This is a genomic window from Actinoplanes sp. NPDC019969 (genome assembly GCF_055562375.1).
Window position 1 is genome coordinate 181,153 of the sequence record NZ_JBVHFK010000007.1, and the last position, 14,955, is coordinate 196,107.

Sequence of the window (14,955 nt, forward strand, 5' to 3'; positions counted from 1 at the left end):
GACCGCAGCACTCGGAGCGAGCGACCGGGTCTGGTGAGGCCGGGCGCCGTGACGGGTCTAGTGTTCGCTCTCCACCAGGGTGATCAGGCTTGCCAGGTCGGCGGCCAGGACCTTGTCCAGGCCGGCCATCGACGCGGCCAGCTCGGCGGCCTTCGGGCCCTCGATCCGCGCGTGCAGTTCCAGGCGGCTGCCCGTGCCGTCGGGGTGCGACTCGTGGCGTACCGTCAGCTCGCCGCCGTCGAGGACCACGGTGTCCTGGAAGGCGACCCCCGGCACCAGGTCGCTGACCCGCATCGGGGTCTCCGCTCCGTCCCGGGTCTTCATCACGCCGGTGGCGCCGGCCCGCACCGGGCCGTCCAGCCGGATGTACTCCATGCCGGGCGCCCACTCCGGATGTGTCGCCACGTCACACCACCGGGCGTGGAAGAACTCGGGGGTGACCCGCGACTGGGCCCGGATCACCGGAAACTCGATCATGGAGAGGGATGCTACCGAGTCGGCTGGTCGCGGACCTCGAGCACACGGGTGGCGGGTGCGGCCGGCCCGGCGGCGGCCCGCAGGGCGAGACGTTCCGGGTCCGCCATGTACGCCGCCAGCCCGGCCCGGTCCCGGAACCGGATCACGTGCACTTCCGTCCCGGCCGGCCCGGTCTCCCGCATCCGGCGTTCCAGGGTCGCGCCGTGGCGTTCCAGCAGGGCGAGGACCGTGTCCTCGTACCGTTGTCCCGCCGCGGCCTCGCCGTCGGCCATCTCGACCACCGCGACCAGCAGCAGATCCTGATCAGTCATGCCGATCAGTATCGTGCCCCCTTCAGAAGGTTGCCAGCAGGCGCTTCTCGCCGAGGCCGAGCACGGTGTCGCTGAGTTTGCCGAGCACCGCGAGCAGGATGATGGCCAGGAGCATCACATCGGTACGGCCGGTGTTCTGGCTGTCGATCAGCAGGAAACCCAGGCCCATCGACGACGCAATGAGTTCCGCGGCGACCAGGAACAGCCCGCCCAGCGCCAGCCCGAGCACCGACCCGGCGGCGAACCCGATCAGCACCCGCTGCGTGCTGATCGCCAGGTGGTGCCACAGTTCGCCGCGCCGCAGCAGTTCACCGAGCGCGGACACCACCTCGCCGGGCGGCGGGAGTTGCGCGGCGGAGTAGAGCCCGGCCGACGCGGTCAGCTGCCAGGTGGCCAGCAGCGCCGCCGGGACGAGCGCCCCGGCGGCGATGCGGCCCGCGGCCGGGAGCGTCACGAAGCGCTCCGGGCGGTCGCGTACTTCGGCTCGAACAGGGTGTCGATCGCGGTCCGGGGCGGGTGCAAATCGGTGGAGCGCGGGCGCCGCACCGATCATGATCTGTGGCATGAGTGGCAGGTTGCGGGCGATCGCGCAGGAGACGGTCGCCATCATCGAGGGTGGACGGTACGACGGACCGGACGGCCGTGTCGACATCGGCGCGGACGTGGCGGCAGCGGTGGCCGGCACCCGGCTGCACCTGCCGGACGAGACGCCGGCCCCACCGCCCGGGCCGCCCGTCGCGCCGGGGATCGAGGTCACCGGCGAGTCCAGTCTCGCCGCGGCGCGACGGCTCGGGGACGGTGTGGCCTGCCTCAACTTCGCGTCCGCCCGCAATCCCGGCGGCGGGTTCCGCAACGGCGCGCAGGCACAGGAGGAGAGCATCGCGCGGAGCTCGGCGATCTACGCGTCGCTGCTGGCGGCCGGGGACTTCTACGCCTTCCACCGGGCCGACCGGGGCATCCTCTACACCGACCGGGTCATCTACTCGCCGCGGGTGCCGGTGTTCCGGGACGACCGCGGGCGGCTCCTGGCGTACCCGTACCCCGTCTCGTTCCTCACCGCGGCCGCGCCCAACCGTGCGATGATCGCCCGCGACCAGCCCGCGCTCCTCCCGCGCGTGCCGGAAACGCTCGCCCGGAGGGCGGCGCGGATTCTCGACGTGGCCGCCGCGCACGGCCACCGTGACCTGGTGCTGGGCGCCTGGGGCTGCGGCGTCTTCGGCAACGACCCCGGTGCGGTGGCCCGGGTGTTCGCGGGCGCGCTGCGGGAGCGGCAGTGGTTCGACCGGATCGTCTTCGCGATCATGGACCGCCGCGAGACGGTCCGCGACGCGTTCCGCGCCGTCTTCGGGGAGAACCAGCCTGACCGGAGTGCGTCACTAAAGGTAGGGTGACGGTTACCGCCTGTCCGCCTGGCTGGAGCGCTCATGACGACGGATGCCGATGACGTGCTGTTCCGGCTCGGGCGCTGGGCGGTCGCGAAGATCTGGTTCGGCATCGTGGTGTCCGGGGCCTACGCGATCGGGCTGCACTTCGACTGGCCGCGGATGTTCCTCACGGCAGCGGCCGTGCTCGGGGCGGTGGCGCTCGCCCTCGCCTCGTCGTTCCTGCCGGTCTGGACGCGGGCCCGGCCCAGTGGCATCCCGGTCGCCGACATCGGCCTGCGGGTGATGGTGTGGGGCGGGCTGACAGTCGTGGTCGGGGCCCTGCTGGTGGGGATGCCGTCGGTCGGGATGGTGGCGGCGGCGCTGCTGCTGAGCACGGCGGCCCGCACGTTCGGCGACCCGTTCGCCCCGTTCCTGCGCCGCCTCCGGATCACCCCACCGGTGCGCCACGGCCGGGCGGTGCGGCGCTAGAACCCGATGGCGTGTGGATTTCGGGCGCGCATAGCGGCCGAAATCCACACGCCATCGGGGTCAGTCCTTCTGGGAGCGGCGCCAGTCGCGGACGGCGTCGCGGGTCTTGTCGAAGATGGCCAGCGGCGGGCCGGCGATCAGGTTCGCGACCGGGTTCTCGCCGGCGTTCGGGTGCGGGCGGGTCGGGGACACCGCCTCCGCCGCGCGGAGCGCGCCGGCCATCCGGACCAGGGTCTTCGGGTCGGTACGGGTGCGCAGCAGCGGGAACTCCTCCTGCTCCTCGTGCAGGGCGTGGCTCAGCACCGCGGCCTCGAACTCGGCGAACCGCGCGTCGAACTCCGGCGAGTCGACGCCCAGGTCGTAGAGCGCGGCCAGGGCCCGCTTGGCCTCGTTCTCCTCCTCGAGGCGGGCCGCCACCACCTCGTCGCCGGCGTCGTCGCGCGCGGCCGGGTGCACGACCTGCTCCTCGGCGCTCTCGTGCACGGCGAGCAGCCGGGTCAGCTCATGGAACGCGTCGCGCTTCGGCTCCCCGGTGGACCGGTTCACCCGGGTGAAGAGCGCCTTGATCTCCTGATGCTGGCTGAGCAGCAGTTCGATGACGTCCTGTTCGTGAACTGTGGTCATGGATACGTGCCTACCCGCGCGCGTGCGGGACTAACGTCCCCGGCGGGTCACGCGTAAGGCGAAGTGATCAGAGACGCACGACCTTGAAATAGGTATGCTGTCATACCTAATAATGGGCGCATGACGGAGACGGCAGTGGCCCTGATGCACCTGGCCCACCGGTTGCACCGCAACCTGGACCGCCGGCTGCAGGCCGACTTCGCCCACCCCAAACCGCCCGAGGCGCAGATCGTGGCGCTGTGGCACGTGCGGGAGCGGCCGGGCATCACCGTCCGGGAACTCGCCGGCGAGCTGCAGCTCAAACCCAGCAACGCCAGCGCCCTGGTCACCGCCATGGTCAACAGCGGGTTGCTGCGCCGCGAGCCCGATCAGCGGGACCGCCGGGTGGTCCGGCTGCACCACACCGCGGAGTCGCTGCGCCGCATCGACGAGGTGCAGGGCAACTTCAGCGGGTACCTCGACGCCGCCCTGGCCGCCCTGGAGCCGGGCCAGCGGGCGTCCGTCGAGGCGGCTCTCCCGGCGCTCGCCCTGATCGCGCAGCACGTGCGGGACGGCGGCCGCTAGAACACCCCCGGCTGGTTGTCAGGGCTGTCTCAGCGCAGCTGAGACAGCCCTGACAACCAGCCGGACAAACCCACGCATGACCTGGTGGCGCCGAGCGGTCCGGGCCACCGCGGACGCCGCCGCCTCGAACCGGCGACGGCGGCCGTCGCCCGGCGGGGCGCTGCCCACCCCGTACCCCCTCGTTCGTGAAGCTCCGGGCAGACCCGGAGCCGACGGCGCACGCCCAGATACGGAGATCTCATGTCCTCGGCAACCCTCACCGGGACGCCGCCCGCCACCGGGCGGCGCGGCAATCCCTGGCTGTCTCTGATCGCCGTCGCGTTCGGCCTGTTCATGGTCGGCCTGGACGGCAGCGTGGTGTCGATCGCCAACCCGGAGATCGGCCGTGACCTCGGCGCCAGCACCGCGGAGCTGCAGTGGGTGACCAACTCCTACCTGCTCGCGCTGGCCGCCGCGCTGATCCTCGGCGGCAAGCTCGGTGACCGTTTCGGACGGCGCCGCTACTACCTGATCGGCGTCGCCGGATTCACCGTGGCGAGCGTCGCGATCGGGCTGGCCGGCTCGATCGAGGGGGTCATCGCGTTCCGGGCCGCGCAGGGCTTCTTCGGCGCGCTGCTGATGCCGAACACGCTCGGCATGCTGCGCGTGGTGTTCCCGCCGAAGCGGTTCGGCATGGCGGTCGGCATCTGGGCGATGGTCTCGTCGGTGTCCACCGCGCTCGGCCCGATCGTCGGCGGCCTGCTCGTCGAGCACGTGAACTGGGAGTCGGTCTTCTACATCAACGCGCCGATCGGCGTGATCGCGCTCGCTTTCAGCGCCTACGTGCTGCCGGAGAGCAGGAACTCCATCGGCCACCACCGGTTCGACGTGCCCGGTGTGGTGCTGCTCGCGCTCGGTCTGCTGGTGCTGGTGTTCGGCGTGGTCAAGGGCGAGACGTGGGGCTGGGGCTCGGCCGCCGCCCTCGGCACCATCGTCGCCGGCCTGCTGATCATCGTCCTGTTCGGATGGTACGAGACCCGGCAGGAGCACCCGCTGCTGCCGATGCGGCTGTTCCGCAGCCCGGCGCTGACCATCGGCGCCGTGATCACCGCGATCAACTTCTTCACGCTGCTCGGGTCGATCTTCTACATCATGCTGTACCTGCAGAACGTCCGCGGTTACAGCCCGGTCGGGGCCGGTGTGATCACCTTGCCGCTGAGCATCGCGTCGGTCGTCGCCTCGCCGATCGGCGCCGCGCTCACCGACAGGTACGGCCCGCGCCTGACCCTGCCGCTCGGCATGATGCTGCAGGGCGCCGCCTCGTTCGGCCTGATCAGCCTGTCGGCGGACTCGGGCCACGGGGCGATGTGGCCCAGCTTCATCGGTCTCGGCCTGGGCATCGGCATGGTGATGGCCGCCTCGTCGGAGGCGATCGTCGGCAGCGCCCCGGTCAAGGACGCCGGGGTGGCCGGTGGTCTGCAGGCCACCATGCTGCAGGTCGGCGGCGCGCTCGGCACCTCCGTGCTGATCTCGCTGATCAGCAACCGGGTCGGCGCCACCCTGGTGGACTCGCTCACTGCCGCCGGGGTGCCGGCCCCGATGGCGCAGGGCCTCGGCGAGGCCCGGGACGCGGTGGCCATGGGGGTCGCTCCGGTCACGGCCGACATGCCGGAGCGGGTACGGGCGGCGATCGTCGAGGGTTCCGCCACCGCCTTCCTCAACGGTGTGCACACCGCCGCACTGGTCGCCGGGGTGCTCTGCGTCCTCGGGGCGGTCGTGGCCGCGGCCGGGGTGCGCCGCCGGTAGACCCTGCCTGGTCCGGGCGGTTGCTCAGAGGTTGCCGAGGGTTGCCGACGTGAGTAGTGCGGGTGGCCGCGGACAGCCCGGACCGAGGAGACAGGTGAGGGACATGGGACGGCGGTTGTGGGCTGACCTCAGCGTCAGCATCAAGATCATGGCCGCGATCGCGGTGGCGGCCCTGGTCGCGCTGCTGATCGGAGTGCTCGGGCTGCGGTCGCTCGCGTCGGCCAGCGACTCCGCCCAGTTGATCTACCGGAGCAACGTGGCGAGCGTGACAGCGCTCGGCGACCTCTCCACCGCGATGACCCAGGCCCGGGTGGAACTCCTCAACCACGCCCTCTACCGGGACGCCGCAGCGAAGGCCGAGTACGAGAAGGCGTTCGAGACCACGCTGCAGGCTGTCGAGGAGGCCCAGGCCGCGTACGAGGCCAGCCTCCCCGCGGCCGACCCGGCGATGATCGCCGACATCAAGGCCGACTGGCAGAAGTACGTGACGGTCGCCCGGGACCAGCTGATCCCGATCTCCGAACGCAACGACGTGGCCGCCTGGACCCGGGCCCGCACCGAGGCCGCCCAGCCGATCATCACCGACATCAAGCAGAACCTCGCCGACCTGGGCGTCGTGGAGGACGAAGCCGCCGCCGCGGCCGCTGCCGACGCCCGCTCCGGGTACGAGTCCAGCCGTACCGAATCCATCATCCTGCTCGTCGTCGGCCTCGCCCTCGCGCTCGCCCTCGGCTTCGCGGTGGCCCGCGCCATCGTCCGCTCGCTGGAGCGGGTGACCCGAATCTGCGAGGGCCTCGCCGACGGCGACCTCACCCAGAGCAGCGGCCTGACCAGCCGCGACGAGCCCGGCCGGATGGCCCGCGCCCTGGACGCCGCGATCCTGCGCCTGCGGGAGGCGGTCGGCAGCATCGGCGGCTCCGCGGTCACCCTGGCCGGCGCCTCCGAGGAGCTCTCCGCGGTCAGCGCCCAGCTCCAGTCCGGCGCCGCGAACGTCGCCGAACGCGCCGGCTCCGCCAGCTCCGCCAGCGAGGACGTCAACGTCGGCGTTCAGTCGATCGCCGCCGGCGCCGAACAGATGAGCGCCTCGATCGCCGAGATCGCCACCAACGCCTCCGAGGCGGCCCGCGTCGCCCACGAGGGCATGTCGGTCGCCGAACGCACCAACAACCAGGTCGCCGAACTCGGCGCGGCCAGCGCCGAGATCGGCGACGTGGTCCGGCTGATCACCAGCATCGCCGAGCAGACCAACCTGCTCGCCCTGAACGCCACCATCGAGGCGGCCCGCGCCGGCGAACTCGGCAAGGGCTTCGCCGTGGTGGCCGGCGAGGTCAAGGAACTCGCCCAGCAGACCGCCAAGGCCACCGAGGAGATCACCGGCCGGATCGGCGCGATCCAGGCGTCCAGCGGCCAGGCGGCCGAGGCGATCGGCGAGATCACCCAGGTCATCCAGCGGATCGGCGACTACACCACCACCATCGCCTCGGCCGTCGAGGAACAGACCGCCACCACCGGGGAGATGAGCCGCTCCGTCGCCGACGCGGCCACCAGCAGCGGCGAGGTGGCCCGTACCGTCTCCGGCGTCGCCGAGATCGCCACCGCCACCGCCGAGGGCGCCCGCGCCACCCAGCAGGCCGCCATCGACCTGACCCGGCTCGCCGGCGACCTCACCAACCTGGTCGGCGGCTTCCGCCACTGATTCGTGAAGGGGACAGCGTTGTCTTCCCAGACTCCCTACGGACTCACCATGCCCACCCTGGACGACGCGCGGGACGCGGTGCACCGGGTGCACGGGCCGGACGGGCCGCAGGTCTGGAGCCGGCTGCTCCAGGCCACCGGACTGACCGGGCACGAACCCGACGCGCTCGACCGGATGCTGCGGATGATGTGCGAGGCCGACCCGACCAGCCGGCTCTGCGCAGCCGCCCTGCAGATCCGGGTCACCTCGTACACCCACCTCGCCGCCGCGCACAGCAGCTTGAGGAGCTGACGTGAACACCGAACTGTTCGACCGCCTCGGCATCCCGGAACGGATCCGCGACATCGCCGCATACGACCTGTGGGACGACGAGCTGCGAGCCGGCCTCGACGCCATCGCCCGGCGCAGCGCCACCCTGCTCGAAGCGCCGGTCTCCATGGTGTCGATGGTGCTCGACACCTCGCAGTTCATCCTCGGCTCGCACGGGGTCGGCAGCTGGGTCGCCGAGGCGGGAGGCGTTCCCGCCGAATGGTCCATGTGCGCCCACACGGTGCTGGCCGGGGAGCCGTACTGCGTGGTCGACGGGCTGTCCGACCCCCGGCACACCGACAACCCGTTCCTGAAGATGACCGGCCTGCGCAGCTACCTCGGGGTGCCCCTGATCGGCGCGGGCGGGCAGCCCCTCGGCGCCCACTGCGTGATCGACGGACGGGCGCGGATCTTCAGCGACGTCGACCTGGCGGTGGTGACCGACGGCGCCGAACAGGCGATGGCCCTGCTGGAGTCGCACCGCGTCACCTGACCGGGGTGCCGTCCCACTGCCAGGCGGTGCGGCGCGACCGGCCGGGGATCTCACCCCGGCCGGTCGCCCAGAGCAGGGTCGGCCAGGCGCCGGCGGCGGTCCGGGGAACGTCCCGGAACAGCCGGCGCAGCACCCGGTCGCACAGGTCCTCCGGCGGGTCCCACGGCAGGCCCAGACCGGCGGCGATGTCATGCGTGTGGACCAGCGTCTCCACCACCCCCATCGCGGCGAAACCGGCCGCGTCCGACGTGCCGTAGGGATGCCAGGACAGCCGGTCCGGCGGGGTGACCGCGACGACCGCCGCCAGCAGCCCGCCCGCGGCGTCCAGCAACCGCAGCATGCCGTCCGGGCCGGCGCCGTCCCGCGCGTACAGGGTCAGCGCCGGGCCGCCGGGGCGGCCGCGCCGCCATCCGAAGGGGACGTAGGAGTCCAGCGGGGGATTCTCCGGCGTCAATTGCATGGCGTACGCGAAAAGATCGTCGGCGATGTGCTCCACCGTCTCGCCCACCGACCATTCGAGATCGCCCGCTTTCCCGCTCCAGTCCCGGTCGGTGGCCGTGCGGAGAGCGGCGACGGCCAGGGCGACGGCGAGGCGGACATCCTCTGCGTTCTGCTTCATGGCGGCAATTTATTGGTACGGGGATCGGTGGTCACGCGTTTTTGTCATACCCCCCGCGCATCATCGAGGTATGGGAGAACCAGCAACGCCGATTCGCCGCCGGATCGAGCTCACGGTCGCTGAGGCTCGCTTGCGGTTCCAGCAACTCGTCCGGGTCACCGGGCTGACCGGTCAGGTCACCGTCGTGGTCGACGGAGGCCGGCCGATCGCGGCCATCGTTCCGGCCTCCACCGTGCTCGGTGACGGGCCGTCCCCCTCTTCCCCGTCTTCCGCCGCCCCCGCTCGTCCTTCCGTTCCGGTCCAGCCCTCGGGCTCCGCCCGTCCGGTCCAGTCTTCCTCTTCCTCCGCTTCTTCTTCCTCGTCGGCTGAGGGGTGGATGCGGCGCATCGAGAAGGTGCGGGAGGACGTCCGGCGTCAGCACGCCCAGCGGATCGGTGAGCTGTCCCAGGCTCTGGACGAGGCGTGGCAGCTGATCGACGCGATGCGGCCACCCGGCACCGAGCGGTCCGCGGACACGCTGCGTGCCAGCCATGCCGACCTCCGGAAGGCGCGGTGATCAATGGCGACTTCGCCGATAGGAGCGGGGCTAAGATCGGACGATGGCTCGACAGCTCGACCTGTTCGTCCCGGGAGTCGTCTATCTTGACGTGATCTTCACCGGTCTGCGTGAGTTGCCCGGGCCCGGCGCCGAGGTGTGGGCGTCCGGCATGGGCTCGTGCCCCGGTGGCGTCGCCAACCTGGCCGTGGCCGCGAGCCGCCTCGGCCTGCACACCGGCCTCGGCACGGCGCTGAGCTCGGATGCGTACGGTGAATTCTGCCACCGCGTGCTGAGCCGGCAGGAGGGCATCGACCTGTCCGCGTCACGCCGCGTCGACGACTGGCACTCCCCGGTGACGGTCTCACTGGCGTACGACCGCGACCGCAGCATGATCACCCACGGTCATCCGCTGCCGACCGACGCCGACGGGCTGGTCAACGGCCTGCCCGCGGCCCGCAGCGCCGCCGTCAGCCTGGCGCCCGAGGGGATGGGGTGGGTGCGCCGCGCCCGGGCGGCGGGCACCCTGGTGTTCGCCGACGTCGGCTGGGACGAGACCGACCGGTGGTCCTCCGACGTGCTCGAGGTGCTGTCCGACTGTCACGCCTTCCTGCCGAACTCGGTCGAGGCCATGCGCTACGCCCGCACCGACGATCCCCGGCAGGCCCTGGAGAAACTGTCCGGCCTGGTCCCGGTCGTGGTGGTGACGTGCGGCGCCGACGGCGCCCTCGCCGTCGACGGCACGACCGGCGAGGTGGCGTCCGTGCCCGGCGTGCCGGTGGACGCCCTCGACCCGACCGGCGCCGGCGACGTCTTCACCGCCGCCTTCATCACCGGCACTCTCGGCGGCTGGCCGCTGGCCGACCGGGTCGCCTTCGCCACCCTGGTCGGCGCCCTGTCGGTGCAGCACTTCGGGGGTTCACTGTCCGCGCCGGGCTGGGGCGACATCGCCGACTGGTGGCAGGCCGTCCGCCTCGACGAGTCCCGCGCCGACCTGGCCCGGCGGTTCGCCTTTCTCGCCGACGTGATCCCACCGGGCAGCCGCAACGCCGTCCACCGCGCAACCGCGACCATCGCACGCCTCTCCGACGCCCAGGCCGAACACTGACCACCGGGGCAGCCTGCGCCGGTCTCCCCGCCCACCCGGTCGCCCAGCCCGCGCAGCCCGTCCGGCCGCGCAGCCCGTCCGGCCGCGCAGCCCGTCCGGCCGCGCAGCCCGTCCGGCCGCGCAGTCCGTCCGGCCGCTCGGCCGCCTTGCCGCTCGCCCGGCCCGGTCTCCTGCTCAGCCCGGTCCTGTGCCCAGACCGCTGTTCTGCCCAATCCGGTCCTTTGTCCGGCTCGGCTTCTTGGCCGGTTCTGGTCTTCCGTTGCCGGTGTGGGTTTCCAGCGCGCGTCCAGCCGGCCACCCGTTCCCGAGCAACCCGATCTTGTGCGCCGGGCGCCGGAGCCGGCCGCACAAGATCGAACTCCGGCTCCATGTTGTGCGATCGACTCCGGCGATCCGGCTCTCCCAGCTCAAGATCGCAGCCCTTATTGATCTTGAACTGGGAGCGCCGGCGGCAATCGCGCAAGATCACCAGCGGTGGGCGGCGATCTTGCGCGATTGCCGCCGGTATCGAGGCATCGTGGATGCGGCCCTGGCGGAAGCGGATCATCCGGGAACCGCAGTGGCGGGACAGGGTGCGGAGAGTCCGGCGGGGAGTACGGGAAAGCACCGGCAGCCCGCCGGCGGACGAGGTAGGGGGATGCGATGCGACTGACGATTCTGGGCGGCGGCGGGTTCCGGGTGCCGCTGGTGCACCGGGCGCTGCTCGCCGACCGGCGGCGGACCGGCATCACCGAGCTGGTTCTCCACGACGTCGCCGAGGATCGGCTCGACGCGATCGGCCGGGTGCTCGCCGCGCAGGCCCGGGACGTGCCGGACGCTCCCGCGCTGATCACCACCACCGATCTGGACACGGCGGTGACCGGCGCGGATTTCGTGTTCTGTGCGATCCGGGTGGGTGGCCTGCACGGGCGGGTCGTCGACGAGCGGGTGGCGCTCGCGGCCGGCGTGCTGGGGCAGGAGACGGTGGGGGCGGGCGGTATCGCGTACGGTCTGCGCACCGTCCCGGTGGCCCGCCGCATCGCCGAGCGTGTCGCCCGGCTCGCCCCGGACGCGTGGACGATCAACTTCACGAACCCGGCCGGTCTGGTCACCGAGGCCATGGCCGGTGTGCTCGGCGACCGGGTGATCGGCATCTGTGACTCGCCGTCCGGGCTGGTGGACCGGGTGGTGCGGGCGATCGGCGCGGATCCCGCGTCCGTGCGCGTCGACTACGCGGGCCTCAATCACCTGGGCTGGCTCTACGGCGTCCACCCGCTGACCGGAACCGACGCGTCCGGCCCCCGCGCCACCGCGGATCCCGGGCGATCGAACGCCGGATCCGACGGCGATTCGTTCAGGATCCGCGCTGCGGACGGGCCGGTGAGACCGGACGCGGTGCGGGGGGACGGGGCCGCCGGACTGCTCGCCGGATTGCTGGCGGCTCCCGAGCGGCTGGAATCGTTCGAGGAGGGACGGCTCTTCGGCGCCGGGTTGCTACGGGAGCTCGGCGCCGTACCCAATGAGTATCTGCACTATTACTACGATCCGTCCGGAACCCTCGCCGCCGTGCGGGACGCCGGGCGGACCCGCGGCGAGTTCCTCCTCGACCAGCAGAGCCATTGCTATGCCGAGATCCTTTCGCCCGCCCGCGATCCTCTCGACGCCTGGCTGGCGGCGTGGCGTGAGCGCGAGGCCACCTACATGGCCGAGAACCGGGAGCTCACCGGCGCCGGCGAGCGCGAGCACGACGAGTCCCGCCCGGCCGGTTACGAGGGTGTCGCCCTGGCGGTGATGCGCGCGCTCGCCCGGGACGAGCCCGCGACCCTGATCCTCAACGTCCGCAATCGGGGCACCATCGGCATGGTGGACGACGACGCGGTGGTCGAGGTTCCCTGCCGGGTGGACGGCAGCGGCGCGGCGCCGCTGCGCGTCGCGCCGTTTCCGGCACACGGCGCCGGGCTGGTCGAGGCGGTCAAGTCGGCCGAGCGGTGGGTGCTCCAGGCGGTCACGGCACAGTCCAGGGCTGCGGCGGTACGGGCGATGGCCGCCCATCCGCTCGTCGGCTCCGAACCGGTCGCGCGCCGCCTGATCGACGCGTACCGCGCGGAACTTCCCGGGCTGGCCTACCTGCGTGGCTGAAAGGTGTGGGTGATGGGCTCGGCCTTCCACCGGGCTGAGACGGCGAACGCCCGCCGTGTGTGGCACACGGCGGGCGGTCCGTTCCGGCGCGGGGTGGCTCAGGCGGCGACCTCGGCGGGGTGGCGCGGCGGGACCGAGTGGTCGATCGCGCGGGCCGGCTTGCGGTTCGGCAGGGCCAGGCGGAAGACCTTGGCCCACGCCGACGCGACCTGCACGACGAGCGGCCCGGTGACGTACTTCAGTTCGTACTTCTCGAACAGTGCCCGCACCTTCGGCGCGATCTCCGCGTAACGGCTGGCCGGCAGGTCCGGGAAGAGGTGGTGCTCGATCTGGTGCGACAGGTTGCCGGTCATGATGTGCATCAGCTTGCTGCCGGAGATGTTGGCGGAGCCGAGCATCTGCCGGAGGTACCACTCGCCGCGCGTCTCGCCGGTGATCGACGTGCGCTCGAAGGTCTCGACGCCCTTCGGGAAGTGGCCGCACATGATGACCGAGTGGCTCCACAGGTTGCGGACCAGGTTGGCCACCGCGTTCGCCGCCATCGTGCCGAAGAGCGCGCCGAACGGGTTGCCGAAGGCGAGGCCGACCGGCACCGACAGCACCGGGTGCGCGACGTAGTCCTTGAGCACCTGGTTGCGGATCTTGCGGCCGACCTGGCGCAGGCGCGCCCGGAAGTCGGGGTTGTTGCGCCGCTTCTTGGTGGCCAGGTTGCGGCCCAGCTCCAGGTCGTACGCGGCGATGCCGTACTCGAAGAGGCACGCGTTGATGAAGTTGTAGAGCGGCTGGCCGAGGTGCGCCGGCGCCCACCGCTGCTGCTCGTCGACGCGCATGATGCCGTAGCCGAGGTCGTTGTCCCGGCCGACCACGTTGGTGTACTTGTGGTGCAGCTCGTTGTGCGCGTGCTTCCACTGCTCGGCGGGGGAGGCGAAGTCCCACTCCCAGGTGGTGGAGTGGATCTTCGGGTCGCGCATGAAGTCGTACTGGCCGTGCAGGATGTTGTGGCCGATCTCCATGTTCTCCAGGATCTTGGCGATGGAGAGACCGGCCGTGCCGAGGATCCAGGCGGGCGGGAAGATCGAGAACAGCAGCACGGCCCGGCTGCTCAGCTCGAGACGCCGCTGGATCTTGATCATCCGGCGGATGTACTTCGCGTCCTTCTCGCCGCGGACCGCCAGGGTCTCGTCGCGGATCGCGTCGAGCTCACGGCCGATCTGCTCGATGTCCTCGGGGGAGAGGTGGGCGATCGGGTTGACTTCCTTGCGCTGCAGCGTCGTCACAGGTCTTCCTCGTCTTTCGAAAGATCCGGCGGGCTGGCGAGGTTGCGGGCTCGCCAGGAGGGGCCGGGGTGGGGATATGTGGTCAGGCGTCCAGACGGCACGGCCCGGCGGCGGCCGAGACACAGGTCTGGATCAGGACGTTGTCACCGTCGACCTCGGTCGCGGTGGTGATCGTGCCGTCGCGCATGTCACGCACGATGCCCTCACGCATCGGCAGCACGCACTTGAAGCAGATGCCCATCCGGCAACCGGACTTCATCAGCTGACCGGCGGCCTCCCCGGCGTCCAGGATCGACGTGCCGCTCGGCGCCTCGACGACCAGGCCGGACTTCTCGAAGGTCACCGTGCCGCCGTCGCCGGCGACCAGCACGGTCGGCCGGAACCGCTCGATGTGCAGCCGCTCCGGGACACCCCCGTCGGCCCAGTGCTCCTGCAGGTCGTCGAGCATGTCACCGGGGCCGCAGGCCCAGGTCTCCCGCTCGAACAGGTCCGGCACCAGCTCGGCCAGCCCGGCCGGCTTGAGCCGGCCGTCGGCGCGGGTGTGCCGCTCGATCAGGCGGATCCGGCCGTCGGCGGCCAGCGCGCGCAGCTCGGCGCCGAAGACCACGTCCTCCGGCGTCTTCGCCGAGTGCACGACGACCACGTCGGACAGCTCGTGCAGGGCGCTGCGGAGCATGCCCATCACCGGGGTGATGCCGCTGCCCGCGGTCACGAACAGCGCCTTCGCCGGCCGCTGGGCGGGCAGCGTGAAGTCGCCGGTCGGCAGGTCCAGGTGCACGATCATGCCCTTGCGGGCGTTGGCCAGCAGGTACGAGCTGACCGCGCCGTTCTCCACGGCGTTGACGGTGACGGTGAACCGGCCGTCGGTACGGCCGGCCTGGCTGCTCACCGAATAGGCGCGCCACAGGCGTACCCCGTCGACGTCGACGCCGAGACGAACGTACTGCCCCGGCTGGTGTGGCTCCCACCCGCGACCCGGGCGCAGCTCCAGGGTGACCGCCTGGGCGGTCTCGGGGCGCACCGCTTCGATCCGGGCACGCAGGACGGTCGGGTTGCGCAGGGGCGCTATCACGTCGAGGTAGTCGGCCGGCACCACCGGAGTGGTGAGCAGCTCGACCACACGCCACGCGCCGTCGCGCAATCTCTGTGTAGCAGGCACATGACCAAGACTGCCCGCTACCAGACG

At 71.8% G+C, this 14,955-nt stretch carries 17 protein-coding genes; 10 read left to right on the forward strand and 7 right to left on the reverse strand.

The genetic code is table 11. From position 1 onward, the window contains the following. Positions 1-57 precede the first annotated feature (57 nt). From ACZ3II_RS22000 to ACZ3II_RS22010, 3 genes are read right to left on the reverse strand one after another with little or no spacing between them, the layout of a single operon-like run. Positions 58-477 carry an SRPBCC family protein gene (locus ACZ3II_RS22000; RefSeq protein WP_465519562.1) on the reverse strand — a complete coding sequence of 140 codons (420 nt, stop codon included), beginning with the start codon at positions 475-477 and terminating at the stop codon, positions 58-60. A gap of 11 nt (positions 478-488) precedes the next feature. Further along, positions 489-788 carry a hypothetical protein gene (locus ACZ3II_RS22005; protein WP_465519563.1) on the reverse strand — a complete coding sequence of 100 codons (300 nt, stop codon included), beginning with the start codon at positions 786-788 and terminating at the stop codon, positions 489-491. 22 nt (positions 789-810) lie between these two features. Then, entirely contained in the window at positions 811-1,242 is a 432-nt protein-coding gene (locus ACZ3II_RS22010) for a hypothetical protein (protein WP_465519564.1), read from the reverse strand. 109 nt (positions 1,243-1,351) lie between these two features. On the opposite strand from ACZ3II_RS22010, the gene ACZ3II_RS22015 reads away from it, so the two are divergent. Together ACZ3II_RS22015 and ACZ3II_RS22020 are read left to right on the forward strand one after the other, a co-directional pair. After that, the gene (locus tag ACZ3II_RS22015; RefSeq protein ID WP_465519565.1) at positions 1,352-2,179 is read left to right on the forward strand and encodes a TIGR02452 family protein; all 828 of its coding nucleotides are present in this window, start codon (positions 1,352-1,354) and stop codon (positions 2,177-2,179) included. 33 nt (positions 2,180-2,212) lie between these two features. Beyond that, a complete protein-coding gene (locus ACZ3II_RS22020) occupies positions 2,213-2,641 on the forward strand; it encodes a hypothetical protein (RefSeq protein WP_465519566.1) in 429 nt (142 codons plus the stop codon). Between the two features lie 60 nt (positions 2,642-2,701). Here ACZ3II_RS22020 and ACZ3II_RS22025 read toward each other — a convergent pair whose 3' ends face one another. Next, positions 2,702-3,265: a hemerythrin domain-containing protein gene (locus ACZ3II_RS22025; RefSeq protein ID WP_465519567.1), complete on the reverse strand. Its 564-nt coding sequence runs from the start codon at positions 3,263-3,265 to the stop codon at positions 2,702-2,704. 120 nt (positions 3,266-3,385) lie between these two features. Between ACZ3II_RS22025 and ACZ3II_RS22030 the strand changes: the two genes are divergently transcribed. The 5 genes from ACZ3II_RS22030 (at position 3,386) to ACZ3II_RS22050 (ending at position 8,112) form a co-directional block, all read left to right on the forward strand. Next, positions 3,386-3,829 (forward strand): MarR family winged helix-turn-helix transcriptional regulator, encoded by a 444-nt coding sequence (locus ACZ3II_RS22030; protein WP_465519568.1) that lies wholly within the window; start codon positions 3,386-3,388, stop codon positions 3,827-3,829. A gap of 240 nt (positions 3,830-4,069) precedes the next feature. Continuing rightward, a complete protein-coding gene (locus ACZ3II_RS22035; protein ID WP_465519569.1) occupies positions 4,070-5,614 on the forward strand; it encodes a DHA2 family efflux MFS transporter permease subunit in 1,545 nt (514 codons plus the stop codon). 103 nt (positions 5,615-5,717) lie between these two features. Beyond that, a complete protein-coding gene (locus ACZ3II_RS22040) occupies positions 5,718-7,310 on the forward strand; it encodes a methyl-accepting chemotaxis protein (protein WP_465519570.1) in 1,593 nt (530 codons plus the stop codon). A gap of 48 nt (positions 7,311-7,358) precedes the next feature. Beyond that, positions 7,359-7,601, forward strand: coding sequence for a hypothetical protein (locus ACZ3II_RS22045; RefSeq protein ID WP_465519571.1), 243 nt, complete (start codon positions 7,359-7,361; stop codon positions 7,599-7,601). Position 7,602: 1 nt separating this feature from the next. Continuing rightward, entirely contained in the window at positions 7,603-8,112 is a 510-nt protein-coding gene (locus ACZ3II_RS22050; RefSeq protein WP_465519572.1) for a GAF domain-containing protein, read from the forward strand. Here ACZ3II_RS22050 and ACZ3II_RS22055 read toward each other — a convergent pair. Further along, a complete protein-coding gene (locus tag ACZ3II_RS22055) occupies positions 8,105-8,731 on the reverse strand; it encodes a maleylpyruvate isomerase N-terminal domain-containing protein (protein WP_465519573.1) in 627 nt (208 codons plus the stop codon). The two genes, ACZ3II_RS22050 and ACZ3II_RS22055, sit on opposite strands and share 8 nt — an antisense overlap. Before the next feature lie 70 nt (positions 8,732-8,801). Here ACZ3II_RS22055 and ACZ3II_RS22060 point away from each other — a divergent pair, with 70 nt between their 5' ends. The 3 genes from ACZ3II_RS22060 (at position 8,802) to ACZ3II_RS22070 (ending at position 12,492) form a co-directional block, all read left to right on the forward strand. Continuing rightward, the gene (locus tag ACZ3II_RS22060; RefSeq protein ID WP_465519574.1) at positions 8,802-9,287 is read left to right on the forward strand and encodes a hypothetical protein; all 486 of its coding nucleotides are present in this window, start codon (positions 8,802-8,804) and stop codon (positions 9,285-9,287) included. Between the two features lie 43 nt (positions 9,288-9,330). Next, positions 9,331-10,374: a PfkB family carbohydrate kinase gene (locus ACZ3II_RS22065; protein WP_465519575.1), complete on the forward strand. Its 1,044-nt coding sequence runs from the start codon at positions 9,331-9,333 to the stop codon at positions 10,372-10,374. A gap of 642 nt (positions 10,375-11,016) precedes the next feature. Continuing rightward, positions 11,017-12,492, forward strand: a complete 1,476-nt coding sequence (locus ACZ3II_RS22070; RefSeq protein ID WP_465519576.1) for a family 4 glycosyl hydrolase — start codon at positions 11,017-11,019, stop codon at positions 12,490-12,492. 98 nt (positions 12,493-12,590) lie between these two features. On the opposite strand, the gene ACZ3II_RS22075 is transcribed toward ACZ3II_RS22070, so the two are convergent. Continuing rightward, positions 12,591-13,769: a fatty acid desaturase family protein gene (locus ACZ3II_RS22075; RefSeq protein WP_465519577.1), complete on the reverse strand. Its 1,179-nt coding sequence runs from the start codon at positions 13,767-13,769 to the stop codon at positions 12,591-12,593. Positions 13,770-13,851: 82 nt separating this feature from the next. Next, entirely contained in the window at positions 13,852-14,928 is a 1,077-nt protein-coding gene (locus ACZ3II_RS22080; RefSeq protein ID WP_465519578.1) for a ferredoxin reductase, read from the reverse strand. Positions 14,929-14,955: the final 27 nt, after the last annotated feature.